Here is a 16,159-nt window from a genome sequence, read left to right on the forward strand (position 1 = left end):
ACAGCGTGAAAATCCGGCACCCGAGTTATGCGCCACCGGGACCGGCGGTCAATGTTGCTGCGGTTGATGGAAAAGGCGGCAGTTGATTTCATTTTTGTGAAAAGCGTTTGACGCTGGGGCCTGCATAGGGTTTAATGCGCCCCGTTGCCCGAATAGCTCAGTCGGTAGAGCAGGGGATTGAAAATCCCCGTGTCCCTGGTTCGATTCCGGGTTCGGGCACCAAAATTTGAAACCCTCGCTTCGGCGGGGGTTTTTGCGTTTGGGGGCAAGGCTGTAGTTATCGGGACGGCTAAACGTGCAAAACAGCCTCTTCGTGGCGAGGGACAAGGCGTATGTCGTTTGCCAGCCTGTTACGGCATCTGCCCATAAAAAGGCTGACTGAGCGGTGATAGCACCTCGATCTTCCCTATGTCATGCGCTTCGCCGAAAAGTATGCAGTCCGGTAGCAGAGCAGAAAGACCTCTTTTTACCGGAAGCCTGTTATCATCAGCTTAACGGGATCACGTCGCTGACGCCTGCCAGACGCAAGGAATGACATCCAGTTTACTGCTACGGCCTGCTGCCCCATTCGAATTGCGTAAATCAGGCTGTCCAGCCTGGCCCAGGCTAATAATAAACCCCGGCCGGTACCGGGGCGAAGCGAGAGGCTACACGGCTGGCATGATCGGCTGAAGATTCAGATAGGGCAACGCATAGTCAGGTAACAGGTCGATGATCGCTGGCAGGGGGATTTCTGCGATGACGCCTGCTACCACCACCCGTTTTCCACTGTCGGCAAAGCGGTTTTCCGCGCAAAGAAAAGCGTCAGGGAACAGGGTGACGCCAGGGCCAGGCGAGCCAATGAGTTGAGAATCTTCGCTGCGATTAATAAACAGATTAGAGAACACCAGATACTTTGAAACGGTGATGTGTTTCTCTGGCGTATCATAAATGTTACTCCAGTAGCTAATCATTCCATCGTTCAAATAATTATTGAATATAAAGGTATCCTGCATGATGCGCCATTGAACGGCTAAATCGTCGTAGGGACGTGCATCAAATGAGATACTTTTTAGATAGTTACCGGCAAATACGAGGCCTCGGGCATTACGGAATTTCAACTGACCGGACGCATCAGCAGGCCAGCCTGAAAAATAGTTCTCAACAACTTCAACCTGGTCGTAGGCTTTAATATAAACAGCATGATCCCGGACAATATCATTTTCACCGCTGGCCGGATTATACAAGCGGGGAGTCGTGCTACCTGAAAAGAAATTTTTACGGAAAACCCCTTTTTTCAAATTGCTGGTCGAGTACCACCCGGCAACAAAGTGCCCCTGCTCATCATCAAATGTCATTATCCCCCGTGTGCGTAATGCGATAAGCGTCAGCAGCATCGCTTTTGTGGTTGCATCAATCCACGCTTCCGCAACAGAAATGTCCGTTATTGAACCCAGAAAATTTTGCTCGATTATCAGGCCGGGCGAATTGCCATAGGTATTTATCGCCACGCCGGGATAACCCCGGCCACGCATAAAAACATTGCCCTTAATCAGGTAAGCCTTTGTTGAGCAGGTTAACTGGGCCACGTTAGTATCGCTCACCGTATTAATAAAAACATTATAGTTAACATTAATGCCGGTTTTTCTTCCGTAAAAATACAGCGTCGCATTCTCAAAGATAATATTCTCTATTGTCAGGTTAGCGACGGTATTGCCATATTGACCGTCACCAAACATGACGGCGCGTTTGTTGTTGATACCGCGAAATAGCGTGCCGGTAACATCACCTTTCAGTGAGTTAAACGATTTGAGCTGGATATCCTGCGAGAAAAGGTAGACGCCTGCGGGGAAATAAATGCCTTTTTTCTGTTGCGTGCTGATATTTAATAGCGCAATGAGTTTTTCAGAGAGATCTTCGGATGTATCAGGGTAAATACCCATGTCGGGCGCAAAAATATAGTCATATAACGTATCCATATTCACCTCATTTTTAACGTAAAACCTACTTGATCTGCATGGTGTGTCTGTCCGTATTTAATGTAAATTACGCAGTGTTTCTACTGCATCTTCAGCAAGGGAGGGCCGAATAATGGCAGGTTTGCATGATTGCACGTAATAAAAAACGGGTTTCTGCCTGGGTAGGCAACATTAAGCGTAAGAACATTGAGCGAGATCAAAATGGTTAACAGAGCCGGGATGAGTTAAACAGAATACGGGATAGATTTTACAGTTAAAGCCGATCTGAAATGATTCACAGATCCCTGCCAAATCGCGCAACAGGAAAAAGGCGAACGGGTCGCTGACAAACAGCATATTCAGGCGGAGGAAAGATGGCTCACTGGCCAGGCGAAAAGTCATGGTCTGATAGTTTTAATGCTGCTAAAAAATACTTCCGATATGGGCTGTTCTTAATAACGCTGTAATAACCTTTGCTCGTATTGGTGAACGCATCCTTATTGTTCTGCCGTTCCATCACTGGAATAAAAACGGTGCGTGTTAATTGTTAGTGGGTTCTCCGTAAGTCTTGCTGCTGGAACGCAGCAGAATATGATGGTTCACAGAGCTTCTTTATCGTGACTGGGTCATTATTTTTCATTATCGTCAGCTTGCCAGACGGCATAAAGACGATGCCTCATGTGAGTAAGTTAATCTTGTTTACAGTATTAATGCGTCTTTTCTACCGTTCCGTTTTCGGGGTGGCAGACCACACATTGAGCCATTACCGGGTTTTATGAAGACTGTTACATTCTAAAGTGGGTGGGGATGAATATTGTTGACAGCAATCGGGGGGGTTCTTAGCAAGGTATAAAGAAAGGAAAAATCAGTCAGCTTTCTCAGCCCGACTGATGCTGGGGTTATTGAAGCAAATGAAGCGTTAACAGCCAAACTTCTGCCACCTTGTAAAATCCGTCAGGTGCACAACCCTGTGCACCTGTTCTCCTACTTCACGCGCTTCTGGCTGCGCAGCAGTGCCAGGCCGCTCAGCACCGACATGGCCATCAGGTAATAGCCGGGTGCCAGGCTGGTGCCGGTGGCCGTGATTAACAGCGAACAGATCAGCGGTGCAAATCCGCCAAATACGGTCACTGCGATGTTATAGCTGATCGCCATGCCGCTGGCGCGGGTGCCCATCGGAAACAGATCGGCCATGACCGACGGCACGGTTGAGAAGTAGATCGATTTCAGCAACGCCATCCAGCAGACCAGCGCGACAAGCGTGATGGGCGTGGTGTGACTGACGACCAGCTTAAAGGCGGGATAGATGGTGACGATCAGTAAAATCAGCGAGCCCCACATCAACGGAACCCGGCCGATGCGTTCTGCCCACAGACCCATAACCGGCGTCACCACAGTCAGGATCACACCCGCCATTAACGTCGCGGTAAAGGCCACAGAGCCGGGCAGGTGCAGATTGCGCGTGGCATAGGTCGGTACATAGTTGAGCATGTAGTTAACCGCCGTGGAGATGACCATCAGGCCAATCGCCAGCAACATCAGCTCTTTCTGGCGGCCAAACAGGCGTTTAAGTGGGGCAACATCAGGTTGATGTGTGGCAAAGCTGGCAGGTTCATGCACATGGCGGCGGATATAAATCCCCAACGGGCCAATCAGCAGACCAAAGGCAAAGGGAATGCGCCAGCCCCACTCCTGAATCTCGCTTTCCGTCAGGATTTTCGTTAATCCCAGACCAAACGCGGATGCCATCAGCGTACTGGCCCCCTGAGTGGCAAACTGCCAGCTGGCGATAAAGGCTTTGCGCTCGGGAAAATGCTCCACCAGGAACGCCGTCGAGCTGCCAAATTCGCCGCCGGCAGAAAAACCCTGAACCAGCCGCGCCAGCAGGATAAGTACAGGGGCCATCAACCCAATACTGTCGTAACCCGGCATAAACGTAATCACGGCACCGCCCAGCATCATCAGATTGATGGAGAGCAGTAGCGCCTTTTTGCGGCCATGGCGGTCAGCATAGTTGCCCAGCACAATCGCGCCCAGCGGCCGGATCAGGAAAGACACACCGAAACTGCCGAACGTAAGCAATATCGACACGGACGGATCGCGGGTCGGGAAAAACGCATGGGCGATATAGCTGGCAAAGAAGCCGTAAACCGCAATATCAAACCACTCCAGCGCATTACCGATGCAGGTGGCAAACAGGGTTTTGTGCAGGCTGGGTTTATTCGCGTGCAGAGATGCGGTGGTATTAAGTGTGCTCATGCGGCACCTCCGGCATGGTGACGATGCTTCGCGACCAGTTCGCGGCCTTGTTCGCCCAAATCCCACAGCAGTCGGGTCATGATCTGCAGGCCTTCGCGCGCAATTGACTTCAGCATATGCTCGTTCACGCCGTGCTGACCGCAGGCGGGATAAGAGTGCGGCACCCACAACGTGGGCAGGCCGAGAATGTCGGAGAACACCTCATTAGGCAGTGAACCGCCCAGGTTCGGCAGCAGTGCCGGCGTTTTGCCGCTGGTTTCGGCCATGCTGGCCAGCACCCAGTCGACTAACGGATCGGTGGGATCCAGCCGCGTGGCAGGCGATCCGCGCATAAACTCGACGTTCACGTTGTCAAAGCCGTGCTGTGAAAGGTGTTTCCTGACGTGCTGCGCCAGATTTTCCCAGTCGGTGCCGACCACAAACCGCAGCTGACATACCGCGGTCGCCTCGCCCGGTATGGCGTTCATGGGGCGGGCAGGATTGCCGGTGAGAAAAGACAGCACCTCCAGCGTGTTCCAGCCATACAGGCGTTCTGTGGGGGTAAGTGCCGGTTCGCCCCAGTCCCTGTCAATCTCGGGATCGCCAGGCATGCCGCCGACGTGAATCTGACGGAGAATATCGCGCACCTGCTGAGTGAGTGAACTGGGTTTCAGCGCCGCAACCTGAAGCACGCCCTGAGCATTTACGAGCGAGGCAATGGCATTGGCCAGTTGCGTGCCGGGGTTACTCAACAGGCCACCCCAGTTGCCGGAGTGATAGGCGTTGTCGCGAGCCGTGATGGTAAGACGAAAATTGACGGCGCCGCGCGAGCCCAGGAACAGGGTCGGCTGCACCGCGTTCAGACGTGGACCGTCTGAGGCGATAAACAGATCGGCTTTCAGCAAATCACCGTGCTGCTGGCACAGCTGTGCGAGGCCCGGCGAGCTGATCTCTTCGCCCATCTCGAACAGCAGCTTGCAGTTGAAACCCAGCCTGCCGCCGCGCGCCTGAAACACCTGTTCCAGCGCGGCCAGGTTGACGCAGTGCTGACCTTTGTTATCCGCACTGCCGCGGGCGTACCAGCGGTCACCCTCTTCAACAAGCTCCCAGGGCGTTAACCCTGCGCGCCAGTTTTCGTCATCGCCAAACACCACATCGCCATGACCGTAGCTCAGCAGGGTGGGTAGGGCGGGATCTTCAATGCGTACCGCCACCAGAAAGGGACGATGGGCTGCTTCGGTGTTCTCAATAAAGTGCAGAGTAAAGCCCAGCGCGCGCAGCTGCGGCCCAATCTCATCGTGTAAATAGTGATGCAACTCGCCGTCGCGATCCTGGCGCTGGCTCTCGGTGCGCTGCGCCACGCGACGCGCCAGAATGCGTTGAAATTCCCCACTGTCGAACCAGGCGGTGGCCTGTTGTATGGCGTTTTGCGCTGTCATGTTTGCGTATCTTTTATGCGTATTATGTTGTCCCATCATTTCCGAAACGCTGCTTTGCCACAATTATCAATTTATCGAGTAAGATTTGCTTTTAAAGCAAAGCTAACCTGCCCGTTTTCGAGGCATGCACCAGCATGAGGCGCGCATGATCAGTAATGAAATCCGCTATTTCCTCGCCGTGGCGAATACGGGCTCGTTAAGTGCGGCGAGCGAACAGTTGTTTATTGCGGTGTCGGCTATCAGCCGTCAGATTCAGCGGCTGGAGACCCAAGTGGGCGTTCCGCTGTTTGAACGTCATGCACGCGGGATGGTGCTGAATGAAGCCGGGGAAATTTTTGCCCATCATGTGCGCAAGAACATGCTGGATATGGACTATGCGCTGGCCGAGATCAAAGGGCTGAAAGCCGTGCGGCGCACGCTGATTCGGCTGGCCTGTACCGACGGGCTGGCCTTTACGTTGCTGCCGCGCATGATTGCCGACTTTCGCGAGACGAATCCCGGCATCCTCTTTGACATTAATGTCGCCAGCCCGCAGGGCGTGTCCGAACGAATACGCAGCGGCGAGTGCGACCTGGCGCTGCAGTTCAGTCTTCATGCCGAAACGGGCGTGGAAATTATCGGCTCCTGGCCTGCGCCGGTGTTGTTAGTGATGCATCAGAGCCACCCACTCGCCAGCGCGCCGCAGGTGACATTGCGTGATATCAGTCCCTATCCGCTGGCACTGCCCCAGCAGAATACCACCGTGCGTCAGCTGTTTGAGCTGGCGAGCCATATGAGTGGCAACCTGATTGAGCCGGTGGTGACCTGCGATAATTTCTCTACCTTATTCCAGTTTCTGCTGCGTACGCCGTTGGCGATGACCATCTGTAGTGCCTTCAGCGTGCTACAGGAAGCCGAAGCGCATGGACTGGTGATGCGATCTGTCAACATCGATCAACTGAGCCAGCGCAATCTGCAACTGCAGGTGCCTTCTGGTCGGCCCCGCAGCGCTGCGCTGGAGATGTTTTTAGCGTTTGCGCGGCAGCAACTGAACACGCTGGACGAGTCGTTGGCCATATAACCCCACCGTCAGCCCGATAATAATCAACAGCAGAGCAAGCATTTTTTGCGGTGAGATGTGCTCGCCGAATATCATCATGGAACCTAAAATCCCGAAGACCGGCACCAGTAGTGAAAGCGGTGCTACTGTGGAAACAGGATACTGCTTGAGTAACGAATTCCATATCCAGTAGCCGAAAAGGGTATTGGGATAGACCTGGAATAAAACAGACAGCAACGCGCGGTTGTCCATGTGGCTAAACATCTCTGTAAAGCCGTTGCTGCCGTTAACCAGCCAGTCCAGCCCAAAAAGCGGTAGTGGCGAAAACGCGCTCGACCATACCAGAAAGGCGAATACCTGTTTTGTGCCTGCCTTTTTAATAATGATGTTAGCGATGCTCCAGGCAAGCGCACCGGCCATGACCAGCAACATGCCGCTCAGTGTAACCGAGCCATCCGTTACAAACACAATGCTTAGTAAACCCGCACAGGCGATAACAAAACCGGTGATTTGATAGCGACTGAGGCGCTCCCGAAATATCAGGCTGCCCAGCAATAAGGTAAAAAAAGCGCTGAACTGCAGTACAAGCGATGCTATCCCGGCAGACAAGCCTGTTTTGATTCCCAGATTGACCAGCCCCCACAGACCGATGCCAAAAATCAGGCCATAACCGATGAGGTAACGCCACGGCACATCGGGCTTTTTGATGAAAAACAGCGCAGGCAGGGCACTCAGCGTGAAGCGAATGGCTGCCAGTGTGAAGGGATCGATAGTGTGCAGGCCAAGTTTAATGACGGAAAAGTTTACGCCCCAGATTGCGGTAACCAGGATGGCGAGCAGAAGATGCGGGTATTTCATGATTGACGGGATCCTGACCAGATAAGAAAAGCACACACGCTGACCGAGGCACCGGCAAGGCAGACGGCCTGCCATCCCCAGTAGGCGTACAGTTGCGTTGCAATGAGGGCTCCTGCTGCGCTGCCCACCGAATAAAAACACATGTAAGCACCGACCAGACGGCTTGCTGCTGCGGGTCTGGCGGCAATGATGAGGCTCTGATTGGTGACATGAACGGCCTGCACCGCAAAGTCCAGCGCGATGATGCCTGCCACCAGCCAGCACAAAGAGGTTTCGACATACGCGACGGGCAGCCATGAGAACGTCAATAGCGCCAGCGCTAGCCCTGTTGTGCGTTGGGCAAATCCTCTGTCAGCCCACTTGCCCGCGCGTGATGCCGCGAGCACGCCAGCAATTCCGGCTAAGCCAAACATCCCTGTCTGGGTATGTGGCAGGGAAAGTGCCGTAAGTGGCATTACCATGGTTGTCCATAGCATGCTGAAAGCCGCGAAGATCAGCAGCGCAATCATTCCACGTTTTCGCAGTTGAGGTTCCGTAATAAACAACTGAAAAACCGACTTCAGCAGGGAAAGGTAACTGGGCTTACAGGGCAGTGGCGGGGGCGATGGCATCACTTTCCAGACGAAACAGGCAATCAGCAACATCAGGCAGGCAGAGGTAAGATAAACGGCCCGCCAGCCGGCGATATCGGCAATGGCGCCTGAGATAAAACGGGATAACAGGATGCCTGTAACAATTCCGCTGGTCAGGGTGCCAATCGCCTGGCCTCGTTTCTGTGGCGTCGCCAGTCTCGCTGCCCACGCCACGATAAGCTGCACCACCACGGCCATCAGGCCAATCATCAGCACGGCGCAGAGCAGAATCGTGACACTGCGTGATAACCCCGCCACGACTAACGCCACGACGGACAATAGCAACTGCGTCATCACTATGCGTTTAGGGTTCATCCAGTCCCCGAGCGGCACCAGAAACAGCAGGCCGATGGCATAGCCCGCCTGTGTGGCAGTGACAACGCTGCCGATCATAGCGGGTGAGACTTTCAGGCTTGTCGCCATCGAATGTAGTAACGGTTGCGCAGAATACACATTGGCTACCGCCAGTGCACAGGTCAATGAAAATAGCATCGTCATTCCTGAACTCAGCGCAGTGACACTGGGCGATGCAGTTTTAGTCTCGTCATCGCGGCACGTACTTGCCTTATCTGCCATAAGATGCCTTTATTCTGGTTTTTTTTTAAAACTAGATTGCTTATAGAAGTAACAAGAGTGGTTTTTTTTTGCAACTATTAAATGTGGGAATTAAGCTTGCATCAGTAGACAGACTGAGAGGGAGAACACCGATGGCAAAACAGGAATCGCTCAGAACCAGCGAATGTCCCGTTGCGCGGACGCTAGAATCGATTGGTGAGCGCTGGTGCATGATGATTATCCGCGAGGCATTTGATGATGTGCGGAGATTCAGCGAGTTTCAAAAAAACCTGGGGCTTGCCAAAAACATACTGGCCTCACGTCTGAAACATCTGGTCGATATCGGCGTGTTCGACATAGTGCCAGCATCGGATGGCAGCGCCTACAGGGAATACGTCCTGACGGAAAAGGGGCGTTCCGTTTTCCCCATTGTTGTAGCGATGCGGCAATGGGGAGAGCGTTATATGTTTGACCAAGGAGAAACCTATTCTGTCCTGCTTGATAACGAACAGGGTAAGCCGGTTCAGCTTTTGGATGTGCGTTCCTCCCAGGGAAACAAACTGCAACCGGGTGACTGCCACCGCAGGCGCGTCGTTTCTGATAAAACCGCCAGGTGAATTGCTGAAATACCCGCAGGAAAATGATGTGAAGCGCCTGAAGGTTATGGCGCAGCCTTCGATGGCTGACCGCCCGCTCATCAGTGGACTACGCCGCTCCGTGGTCACCATGACATCACTCGTTAGGTAGTGTAAAGGACGTAAAAGGCTGTAAAAACGCGCGTTTTTAGCCTGTGACGCGCTTATCATTCCTGCCATACGTCACTGTCACTCAGTCGGAAGTTTGCCGATAAAACAGAAAACAGAAAACAGTGCACATACTGACCTGAACATTCATCTGCAAAGGAGAACCACCATGGATTCTTTCTTTCCTGAGGATGTCATTGATACCCTCAGTAAAACGTTCTGGCAGCGCGTCAGTGCGATGAAAGGGCTTATCGAACGTCACCAGAGTTTTCGTCTGCTGTGGTTCGGCGAGGCGCTGAAACGTAACCACAACTGGACCGATATCAGCGCGGAACAGGCCGTCAACCGCGTGATTAGCGAAAGTCAGGGATTGCCGTTGGCGGAGGTCAGAAAAATGACCATCGCCCAAAAGTGGGTTGCACTGTCAACGGTGAGAAAGACGCTCTATTCACAACCGGATGGTAAAACGTTTCAGTGGCTGGTGGAGAAGAAGCTGGACGAGCTGGATAATCCCGGCCAGTTTTCAGCGTAACGCCATATTGCGTTCAGCGGCGTAATAAAAAACCTGTCCACGCTGTTCGCGTTAATATCAACTGGCCGGGGTTGCCCCCGGCTCTGTGATGAACAGCGAAACCTTACCGCTTTTGTGGCAGTAAACCGCGCTTATTCATTCGCGATCGGCGTCGAATTTTCCTCGATTTTGGTGTCGCCCTGAATCGCCTTAATCCGCTTCTCTACCGCATTTACCTGATCGCTGTTGTGCAACAGCGTGTAGGTCAGATCAAAGGTTGCACTCGCGCCCGGTGCCAGCTGTTTCACGCGCTTCTGCTCCCGTTCAATCGTGACCGGATAGGCATAGTTGGTGCCGGGCTCAATCCCGGTGACATAGCCTTGTTTAAGCGTGTCGGTATTTTTCCACAAGGTCAGCAGCGGTAACTGCTGAGTATCAAACTGAATGGACGCGCCTTTGTTGCCCGCTCTATTAACCACGGCGGCGACCGTCTGATGATTCTTGTCGGACAGCGGTTTGATGTTAAACACCATTTCATCGAAGTCTTTGGTTGGGCCTTGATAGGTCTGCCAGTTTTTCAGCCCCGCTTTGGCATAGTCATTGAACGGGCTGATGCCCGACATCGGGGCCATAAAGCGGGCACCTTCCTCCAGAATGGGCGTACTGAAGTTGCTGTGATAGATGATCTCGTAATCGTGCGGGTAATCGGAATGGTTGGTCAGCACGTCGTGCAGGCTGAACTGGTTGCTGCCCGGCACATAACGCAATTCCGTCCACGTCTGCAAATCGGCTTTCTTAAACGTGCTCTCTTTGATCAAACCGCGAATACGGATTTCATGCGGGGCCGCATCCGCCACCTCGACTTCAAGCTGCGAGACCGGCGTGTTTCCGGCTTTGCCATGCAGCGTGTAGATACGGCCTTTGTCGTTCACCGGATGGCCGGTCCATTCGTAGCCACAACGCACCATCATTTCGTTGAATCCTTCCAGCCAGCCCAGGCCATTGCGGCTTTCAAGATTGATGAACGCCGGGTTTACCACCTCTTTAACGGGCGAATCCCAGCCCAGGCGGGTGCCGAATCCCTCTACGCGGAGCAGGTTCATACCGCGTGTCGGAATAAGCGTAATAGTCAGGCCATCCTGACTGCGGATGACCAGAAGCTTACTGCCTTCCTGCTTGCCGCCATGCAACACTTTCTGCTCAATGCTGAACAGTTTGCCCTGAATGTTCAGCTCGCTGCTGTTTATCTGCCAGTTTCCTTTGTCGGTGCCTTGTTCAGCACTCGTCAGCACCCAGGTTTTTGCAGATACCGAACCCGAAATCATTACGGCCAGCACCGTCAGTGCGAGTTTCGTCTTCATCGTTTACCTCTCTGGCTGAATCGTTTTTTCATTAGTGAGAGGAATTTACTGATTTGGGCTACGCGGAAACGTGATTTCTCTCACCTGCTGGAAAATCAGGCAGGATTAAGCGTGTTAGTGGGATGTTGCTCACATTTAAAATGCTTATTAATGCTGTTATGTCATCTTTTTATCGGCATAAACGCGAAAGCTGTAAACGTTTCAGCCACCACCGGTAAACCGTGGCTGGCGCGTAAAGTCAGGAATCAAAACAAAGGCGCGAAGCAGGGGCGTCGCGCTGCACAGTGAGGCGGATCAGGTCAGATAAAACTGTCGCTTGAAGGCAAACATATCATTCAGCAGGCAGTACTCGGGATTACCGAGCGTAATAACTGGCGCGCGCTGCGCGATCATCGTTTTCCAGTTCGCCAGTGAACGTCGCCAGGCGGCGTCTTCGTCGTCGGTCAACGGCGCAACCTGATATCCCAGCGTGATATGAAACTGGTAGCGATCGTGGTCTGGTTCGCGAATGCCGGTGACCTCGGACAGCCGATCGCGTAAACGGCGCAACCGCGTCTCTGTCTCCGCATCCGCCGTTAGCAGGCGCAGCGTTAACGGGGTTTCACGCGCAGACGGCGCCTCCGGATTGACGCGCATGCGGTAAGGCGAGGCATCCTCACCCAGTTTATATGTCCGCAGGCGTTCAGCCAGAATCCGGTCACACTCGTCCATGGGCATGTCCAGCGGCAGCCCGGCAGGCCATAAGGGATAGCGTCTTGCCTTGTCGTTGGCTCCGCCGAAAACAGTCATGTGATAACTGGAGGGCGGCAGTGCGGTAACCTTCCTTGACCAGCTTTCGCCGGGTAATTCACGATAGACATCAAGCAAGGCATCGAAAGGTTCTGAGCCGTCACCTTGCTGCGGCAGATGGCAGATAATCGTGTTTCCTTTAAAGGGAAGAACGCGGCCATCTGCGTCAAACTTACGACCCACGTCGTTGGGGCGGTGTTCCGCACCGATGGCGAGGGAAGCGGCCAGACCGCCCAAGGTGGCAATCGTACTTTTCAACAGCCTTCTCCGTGTTGTCATCGAATAACCTCTGCATTTAGCCGGTTCCGACAAGGTCGGTAACGGGACCGTTTCCCCGCGCAACGCCACCCGTATCTGCGCGTGCTGTATTCATGAGAAGCTGTTCTCATGCCTGACCGGGCTTAACAGGCAGGGGGGCTGTGATAAGGGGACAATAACGCGCATGCGCAGAAACAAAGAACCCGACGTCATCCTGCACGGTGATCCGCTCAGGGCGCTTCTCAACCGGGGAGCTTAGTGAAGATCTGTGACTAAAAAATGACTGAAGATGTACAACGAGCGAAAGAGGAATATCTGTTATGACTAAGCGGGCCGCAATGGCGCTTGCAGCACGCTTCATAACGCCCGATGCAGCGTCGTCGTGGCTTGTTCATCTGCGCGCTTTTTTCTGCTCGTCTGAGAAAGAAAAAGCCAGCGTATGCGCCGCTGGCATGACGTTTTCATGCTTACACGTTGAGCCGGTGGATGACCGTCACGAATTCGTTCACCCCGCGATTGATCTCCTGGAAACTGCGCGAGAGGTTGCTGATCTTATCGTTTTCAGTCGTAAGAAAGCGTCTGATTTCATCAAGCTGCCGGGACATGTTTTCAATGAGCGCGGTATTTTCTTCCACAACTTTCGTGATTTTAAGCGTCGCCTGCGACGTCGAAGCCGCCAGTCGCCGGACCTCCTCGGCCACCACGGCAAACCCACGTCCCGCTTCGCCTGCCCGCGCGGCCTCAATCGCCGCGTTTAACGCCAGAATATTGGTTTGTCCGGCGATGGTGTTGATCGTCGAAACAATTTCTTTTATGTCCATGGAAGAATGATTGAGTCTGTCGCCAATGTCTGCTGCCGCACCCACCTGTAACGACATGGATTCCGCATTGCGGATGGTCTCACCCAGGACATCATTGGCATTAAAGGTGATTTGCGACGTCTCTTCCGACGTTGTGACGGCAATGTCAGCGATCCGTTTGGCATTCTCTACACGGTCGGTGATATCAGACGCCAGTTTAATAACCTTATAAACATGCCCGGAGGCATCTTTGACAGGGTTATAGCTGGCCTCCAGCCAGACGCGTTTTCCAGACGCTGTCACACGTTCAAAACGCCCTGTGAAAGCACGCCCCTGCTGAATCTTTTGCCAAAAATCAGGCTGCTCCTTATAAAATTCATCAAAGCAAAATATGCGATGATGTTTACCTTGAATGGCCTCAAGCTGATAGCCCATTAATTTCAGAAAATTGTTATTGGCGTCAATGACCTCACCCTGCGGTGTAAACTCAATCATGGCCATGGAGTTATTCAACGCGGTAATGATGGCTTCTTTATGCTTTAACGCTTCATGTTTATGCGTAATGTCGTTGGCAATTTTTATGATTTTTTTCACCGCACCGTGACGATCTTTCACAGGGAAATAGGTGGCGCTCAAATACAGCCGGCTGTGATTTTTGCGAAACCGCTCAAAGATACCGCTGAACGAGTGACCTGAGCCGAGTGTTTGCCAAAAGTGGGTATAGTCGCTGGAGTGCACAAATTCATCATCGCAGAACAGGCGATGATGCTGACCGGCGATCTCATTTAGCGTGTAGCCTGTCAGTTCGAGGAAAGGCGTGTTTGCCGTAATGATGCGACCGTCGGGCGTAAATTCAATCCAGCCGATGTTGGCTTTGATCGCCTGTGTATTGGTCTGGTCGTCCGCTAACCCCAGTGAAGCTTTACCAGGCATAAAACGTGTCAGGGCTAACATACTTCTCTCCATCTGATTCAGTGAAAGGGGCGTAAAGCGTCGGGCCTCGTGGCGGAGAGTTTGCTGTCTGATGGAAAGTAAAGCGTCCGGCCCGGGTCATTTAACTTATCGGCACAGGACGGTTCATATTTAGAAATGTATTAAAAAAATTGATGCTTATCACAGTGACTGTTAGTGCACACAGATAACGAGCTACGTCTTCTGACAGACTGCCTGTAACAGTGAAAAGATGGCGAAAGCAGAAAAACAGCAGCCATGTGGCGGATTGCTTCCCGCTGCCAGACAGGACGGCAGATAAAAAAGCAGGATGAGCGGGGGCTTTTCCGGGCAGATGTCAGCGGCAACCGCTACAGCCCGGATAAGATTGTCAACCAGAGTTTGTCAAACGAGGTAAAAGAAGACATCAGGAGGGGTTATACAGTCAACATAAAGTGTTTAGGGCTTGTTGCAGTGTAGGGACGTTTTTATGACAGGAAAGCGCGAATCAGTGAGAGCGAAGCCGATGGCAATGGCGTCGCCAGGCGTTTTCATGCACACCCGAGAACGCGCCTGCGATGGCGATGAGCCGGATTTTCTGTCGGGCAGGCATGTCGCCGCTGTGATACCCAGGCGCTGCATCACCACACGGCGGCGTCGACAGGCTGTCGGCAGGAGAAAAGGCTGGCGCGTCAAACAATGACGCGCCCGTGTGTGGGGCATAACCTGACAATAAAACCCTATGCAGTGCCATGAATCGCATCAATGCTGCCTGTGTCCTCAAACCTTCAGTCGATGAATCACTGTTACGAATTCGTTCACGCCGCTGAAAATTTCCTGAATGTTGTCAGACAGATGCGTGATTTTGTCGTTTTCTGTGGTAAGAAAGCTGTTAATGCCGTCGAGTTGCTGGTGCATATCGCCAATCAGGCTGGCATTTTCTTCGACCACCTTGCTGATTTTCTGCGTCGCCTGTGAGGTAGAAGCAGCAAGACGTCTGACTTCTTCTGCCACCACGGCAAAACCGCGTCCTGCTTCGCCTGCCCGTGCGGCTTCAATCGCGGCATTGAGCGCCAGAATATTGGTTTGTCCGGCAATGTTATTGATGGTTGAGACAATCTCTTTGATGTCTTTGGCTGAGTAATTCAGTTTGTCGCTGATTCCGGCTGCCGCAGCGACCTGCGAGGCCATCGATTCGGCGTTACGCACCGTCTGACTGAGAACATCATTGGCATTCACGGTGATGTGTGACGTTTTTTCAGACGTGGTCATGGCGATATCCGCCACGTCCTGCGCCGTGACGACACGTTCGGTAATATCCGACGCCAGCTTAATCACTTTATAAACGTGTCCTGAGGCATCTTTCACCGGGTTGTAGTTGGCCTCAAGCCAGACGCGTTTTCCTGATGCTGTTACCCGTTCGAAGCGCCCGGTAAACGCGCGCCCCTGTTGAATTCTGTGCCAGAAGTCCGGGTTTTCTTTATAGAACGCGTCAAAACAGAACAGACGGTGATGTTTGCCCTGAATAGCGGCCAGATCGTACTCCATCAGCGTAAGGAAGTTTTTATTGGCATTAATGACCTCGCCCTGTGGGGTAAATTCAATCATGGCCATGGTGTTGTTCAGCGCCGTAATAATCGCTTCTTTATGCGTGAGTTCTTCATGCCGATCGGTAATGTCGTTAGCGATTTTGATAATTTTTTTGACCGTGCCGTGTTTATCTTTCACGGGGAAATAGTTAGCGCTTAAGTAGAGCAGGCTGTTGTCTTTGCGGTAGCGTTCGAAAATGCCGCTGAAGGACTGGCCAGAAGCCAGGGTTTCCCAGAACCGGGCGTATTCACGGGAGCGGACGAAATCAGGCTTGCAGAACAGTCGATGGTGCTGACCGGTGATCTCACTGAGCTGGTAGCCTGTTACGGCAAGGAAGGCTGGGTTGGCTGTAAGGATGATGCCCTCGGGCGTAAATTCAATCCAGCCGCTACAGGCCTGAATAGCTTGAATATTATTTTGATCGTCTGAGGCGCGAAATGAGTTTTTTCCGCGAAGTAAACGCATAAGGGAAAACATAG

The 16,159-nt window shown here is 52.7% G+C and carries 13 protein-coding genes and 1 tRNA gene; 4 read left to right on the top strand and 10 right to left on the bottom strand.

The annotated features are described in order from the left end of the window. Positions 1-146: 146 nt before the first annotated feature. Positions 147-222 (top strand) — tRNA-Phe (locus tag C1N58_RS00730). A 425-nt stretch (positions 223-647) separates the two neighbouring features. Here C1N58_RS00730 and C1N58_RS00735 read toward each other — a convergent pair. The 3 genes from C1N58_RS00735 to C1N58_RS00745 all read right to left on the bottom strand — a co-directional run bounded on the left by C1N58_RS00735 (position 648) and on the right by C1N58_RS00745 (position 5,614). Beyond that, complete coding sequence (locus C1N58_RS00735) at positions 648-1,958, bottom strand: glycosyl hydrolase family 28-related protein (RefSeq protein ID WP_054633164.1); 1,311 nt, start codon at positions 1,956-1,958, stop codon at positions 648-650. Positions 1,959-2,921: 963 nt separating this feature from the next. Next, positions 2,922-4,196: an MFS transporter gene (locus C1N58_RS00740; protein WP_054633165.1), complete on the bottom strand. Its 1,275-nt coding sequence runs from the start codon at positions 4,194-4,196 to the stop codon at positions 2,922-2,924. Beyond that, the gene (locus tag C1N58_RS00745; RefSeq protein WP_054633166.1) at positions 4,193-5,614 is read right to left on the bottom strand and encodes a M20 family metallopeptidase; all 1,422 of its coding nucleotides are present in this window, start codon (positions 5,612-5,614) and stop codon (positions 4,193-4,195) included. The genes C1N58_RS00740 and C1N58_RS00745 overlap by 4 nt, the downstream gene beginning before the upstream one ends. A gap of 145 nt (positions 5,615-5,759) precedes the next feature. Here C1N58_RS00745 and C1N58_RS00750 point away from each other — a divergent pair, with 145 nt between their 5' ends. After that, positions 5,760-6,674: a LysR family transcriptional regulator gene (locus tag C1N58_RS00750; RefSeq protein WP_394564500.1), complete on the top strand. Its 915-nt coding sequence runs from the start codon at positions 5,760-5,762 to the stop codon at positions 6,672-6,674. Here C1N58_RS00750 and C1N58_RS00755 read toward each other — a convergent pair. Further along, entirely contained in the window at positions 6,621-7,511 is an 891-nt protein-coding gene (locus tag C1N58_RS00755) for an EamA family transporter (protein WP_394550346.1), read from the bottom strand. The two genes, C1N58_RS00750 and C1N58_RS00755, sit on opposite strands and share 54 nt — an antisense overlap. Further along, positions 7,508-8,641, bottom strand: a complete 1,134-nt coding sequence (locus C1N58_RS00760) for an MFS transporter (RefSeq protein WP_173476988.1) — start codon at positions 8,639-8,641, stop codon at positions 7,508-7,510. The genes C1N58_RS00755 and C1N58_RS00760 overlap by 4 nt, the downstream gene beginning before the upstream one ends. A gap of 209 nt (positions 8,642-8,850) precedes the next feature. On the opposite strand from C1N58_RS00760, the gene C1N58_RS00765 reads away from it, so the two are divergent. Continuing rightward, positions 8,851-9,315 (top strand): winged helix-turn-helix transcriptional regulator, encoded by a 465-nt coding sequence (locus C1N58_RS00765; RefSeq protein ID WP_054633169.1) that lies wholly within the window; start codon positions 8,851-8,853, stop codon positions 9,313-9,315. Positions 9,316-9,610: 295 nt separating this feature from the next. Then, positions 9,611-9,973, top strand: a complete 363-nt coding sequence (locus C1N58_RS00770; protein ID WP_006118252.1) for a hypothetical protein — start codon at positions 9,611-9,613, stop codon at positions 9,971-9,973. 131 nt (positions 9,974-10,104) lie between these two features. Here the strand turns inward: C1N58_RS00770 and C1N58_RS00775 are convergent, their stop codons facing one another. From C1N58_RS00775 to C1N58_RS00795, 5 genes are all read right to left on the bottom strand, one after another. Then, on the bottom strand, positions 10,105-11,313 hold the full coding sequence (locus C1N58_RS00775) for an aldose 1-epimerase family protein (RefSeq protein WP_054633170.1): 1,209 nt from the start codon (positions 11,311-11,313) through the stop codon (positions 10,105-10,107). A 294-nt stretch (positions 11,314-11,607) separates the two neighbouring features. After that, positions 11,608-12,360, bottom strand: coding sequence for a DUF1868 domain-containing protein (locus C1N58_RS00780; RefSeq protein WP_235318793.1), 753 nt, complete (start codon positions 12,358-12,360; stop codon positions 11,608-11,610). Positions 12,361-12,827: 467 nt separating this feature from the next. Then, a complete protein-coding gene (locus C1N58_RS00785; RefSeq protein WP_006118256.1) occupies positions 12,828-14,114 on the bottom strand; it encodes a methyl-accepting chemotaxis protein in 1,287 nt (428 codons plus the stop codon). Between the two features lie 484 nt (positions 14,115-14,598). After that, positions 14,599-14,844 (bottom strand): hypothetical protein, encoded by a 246-nt coding sequence (locus C1N58_RS00790; RefSeq protein ID WP_394550347.1) that lies wholly within the window; start codon positions 14,842-14,844, stop codon positions 14,599-14,601. Positions 14,845-14,870: 26 nt separating this feature from the next. Further along, the gene (locus tag C1N58_RS00795; protein WP_054687061.1) at positions 14,871-16,157 is read right to left on the bottom strand and encodes a methyl-accepting chemotaxis protein; all 1,287 of its coding nucleotides are present in this window, start codon (positions 16,155-16,157) and stop codon (positions 14,871-14,873) included. Positions 16,158-16,159 lie beyond the last annotated feature (2 nt).

Source organism: Pantoea sp. SGAir0180, from assembly GCF_043546245.1.

Bases quoted from the DNA above. Each gene is read 5' to 3' on its own strand.
- C1N58_RS00795 (WP_054687061.1), bottom strand. From the start codon at position 16,157: ATGTTTTCCCTTATGCGTTTACTTCGCGGAAAAAACTCATTTCGCGCC.
- C1N58_RS00770 (WP_006118252.1), top strand. From the start codon at position 9,611: ATGGATTCTTTCTTTCCTGAGGATGTCATTGATACCCTCAGTAAAACG.
- C1N58_RS00740 (WP_054633165.1), bottom strand. From the start codon at position 4,196: ATGAGCACACTTAATACCACCGCATCTCTGCACGCGAATAAACCCAGC.
- C1N58_RS00755 (WP_394550346.1), bottom strand. From the start codon at position 7,511: ATGAAATACCCGCATCTTCTGCTCGCCATCCTGGTTACCGCAATCTGG.
- C1N58_RS00785 (WP_006118256.1), bottom strand. From the start codon at position 14,114: ATGTTAGCCCTGACACGTTTTATGCCTGGTAAAGCTTCACTGGGGTTA.
- C1N58_RS00735 (WP_054633164.1), bottom strand. From the start codon at position 1,958: ATGGATACGTTATATGACTATATTTTTGCGCCCGACATGGGTATTTAC.
- C1N58_RS00760 (WP_173476988.1), bottom strand. From the start codon at position 8,641: ATGACGATGCTATTTTCATTGACCTGTGCACTGGCGGTAGCCAATGTG.
- C1N58_RS00765 (WP_054633169.1), top strand. From the start codon at position 8,851: ATGGCAAAACAGGAATCGCTCAGAACCAGCGAATGTCCCGTTGCGCGG.
- C1N58_RS00750 (WP_394564500.1), top strand. From the start codon at position 5,760: ATGATCAGTAATGAAATCCGCTATTTCCTCGCCGTGGCGAATACGGGC.
- C1N58_RS00790 (WP_394550347.1), bottom strand. From the start codon at position 14,844: ATGGCACTGCATAGGGTTTTATTGTCAGGTTATGCCCCACACACGGGC.
- C1N58_RS00775 (WP_054633170.1), bottom strand. From the start codon at position 11,313: ATGAAGACGAAACTCGCACTGACGGTGCTGGCCGTAATGATTTCGGGT.
- C1N58_RS00745 (WP_054633166.1), bottom strand. From the start codon at position 5,614: ATGACAGCGCAAAACGCCATACAACAGGCCACCGCCTGGTTCGACAGT.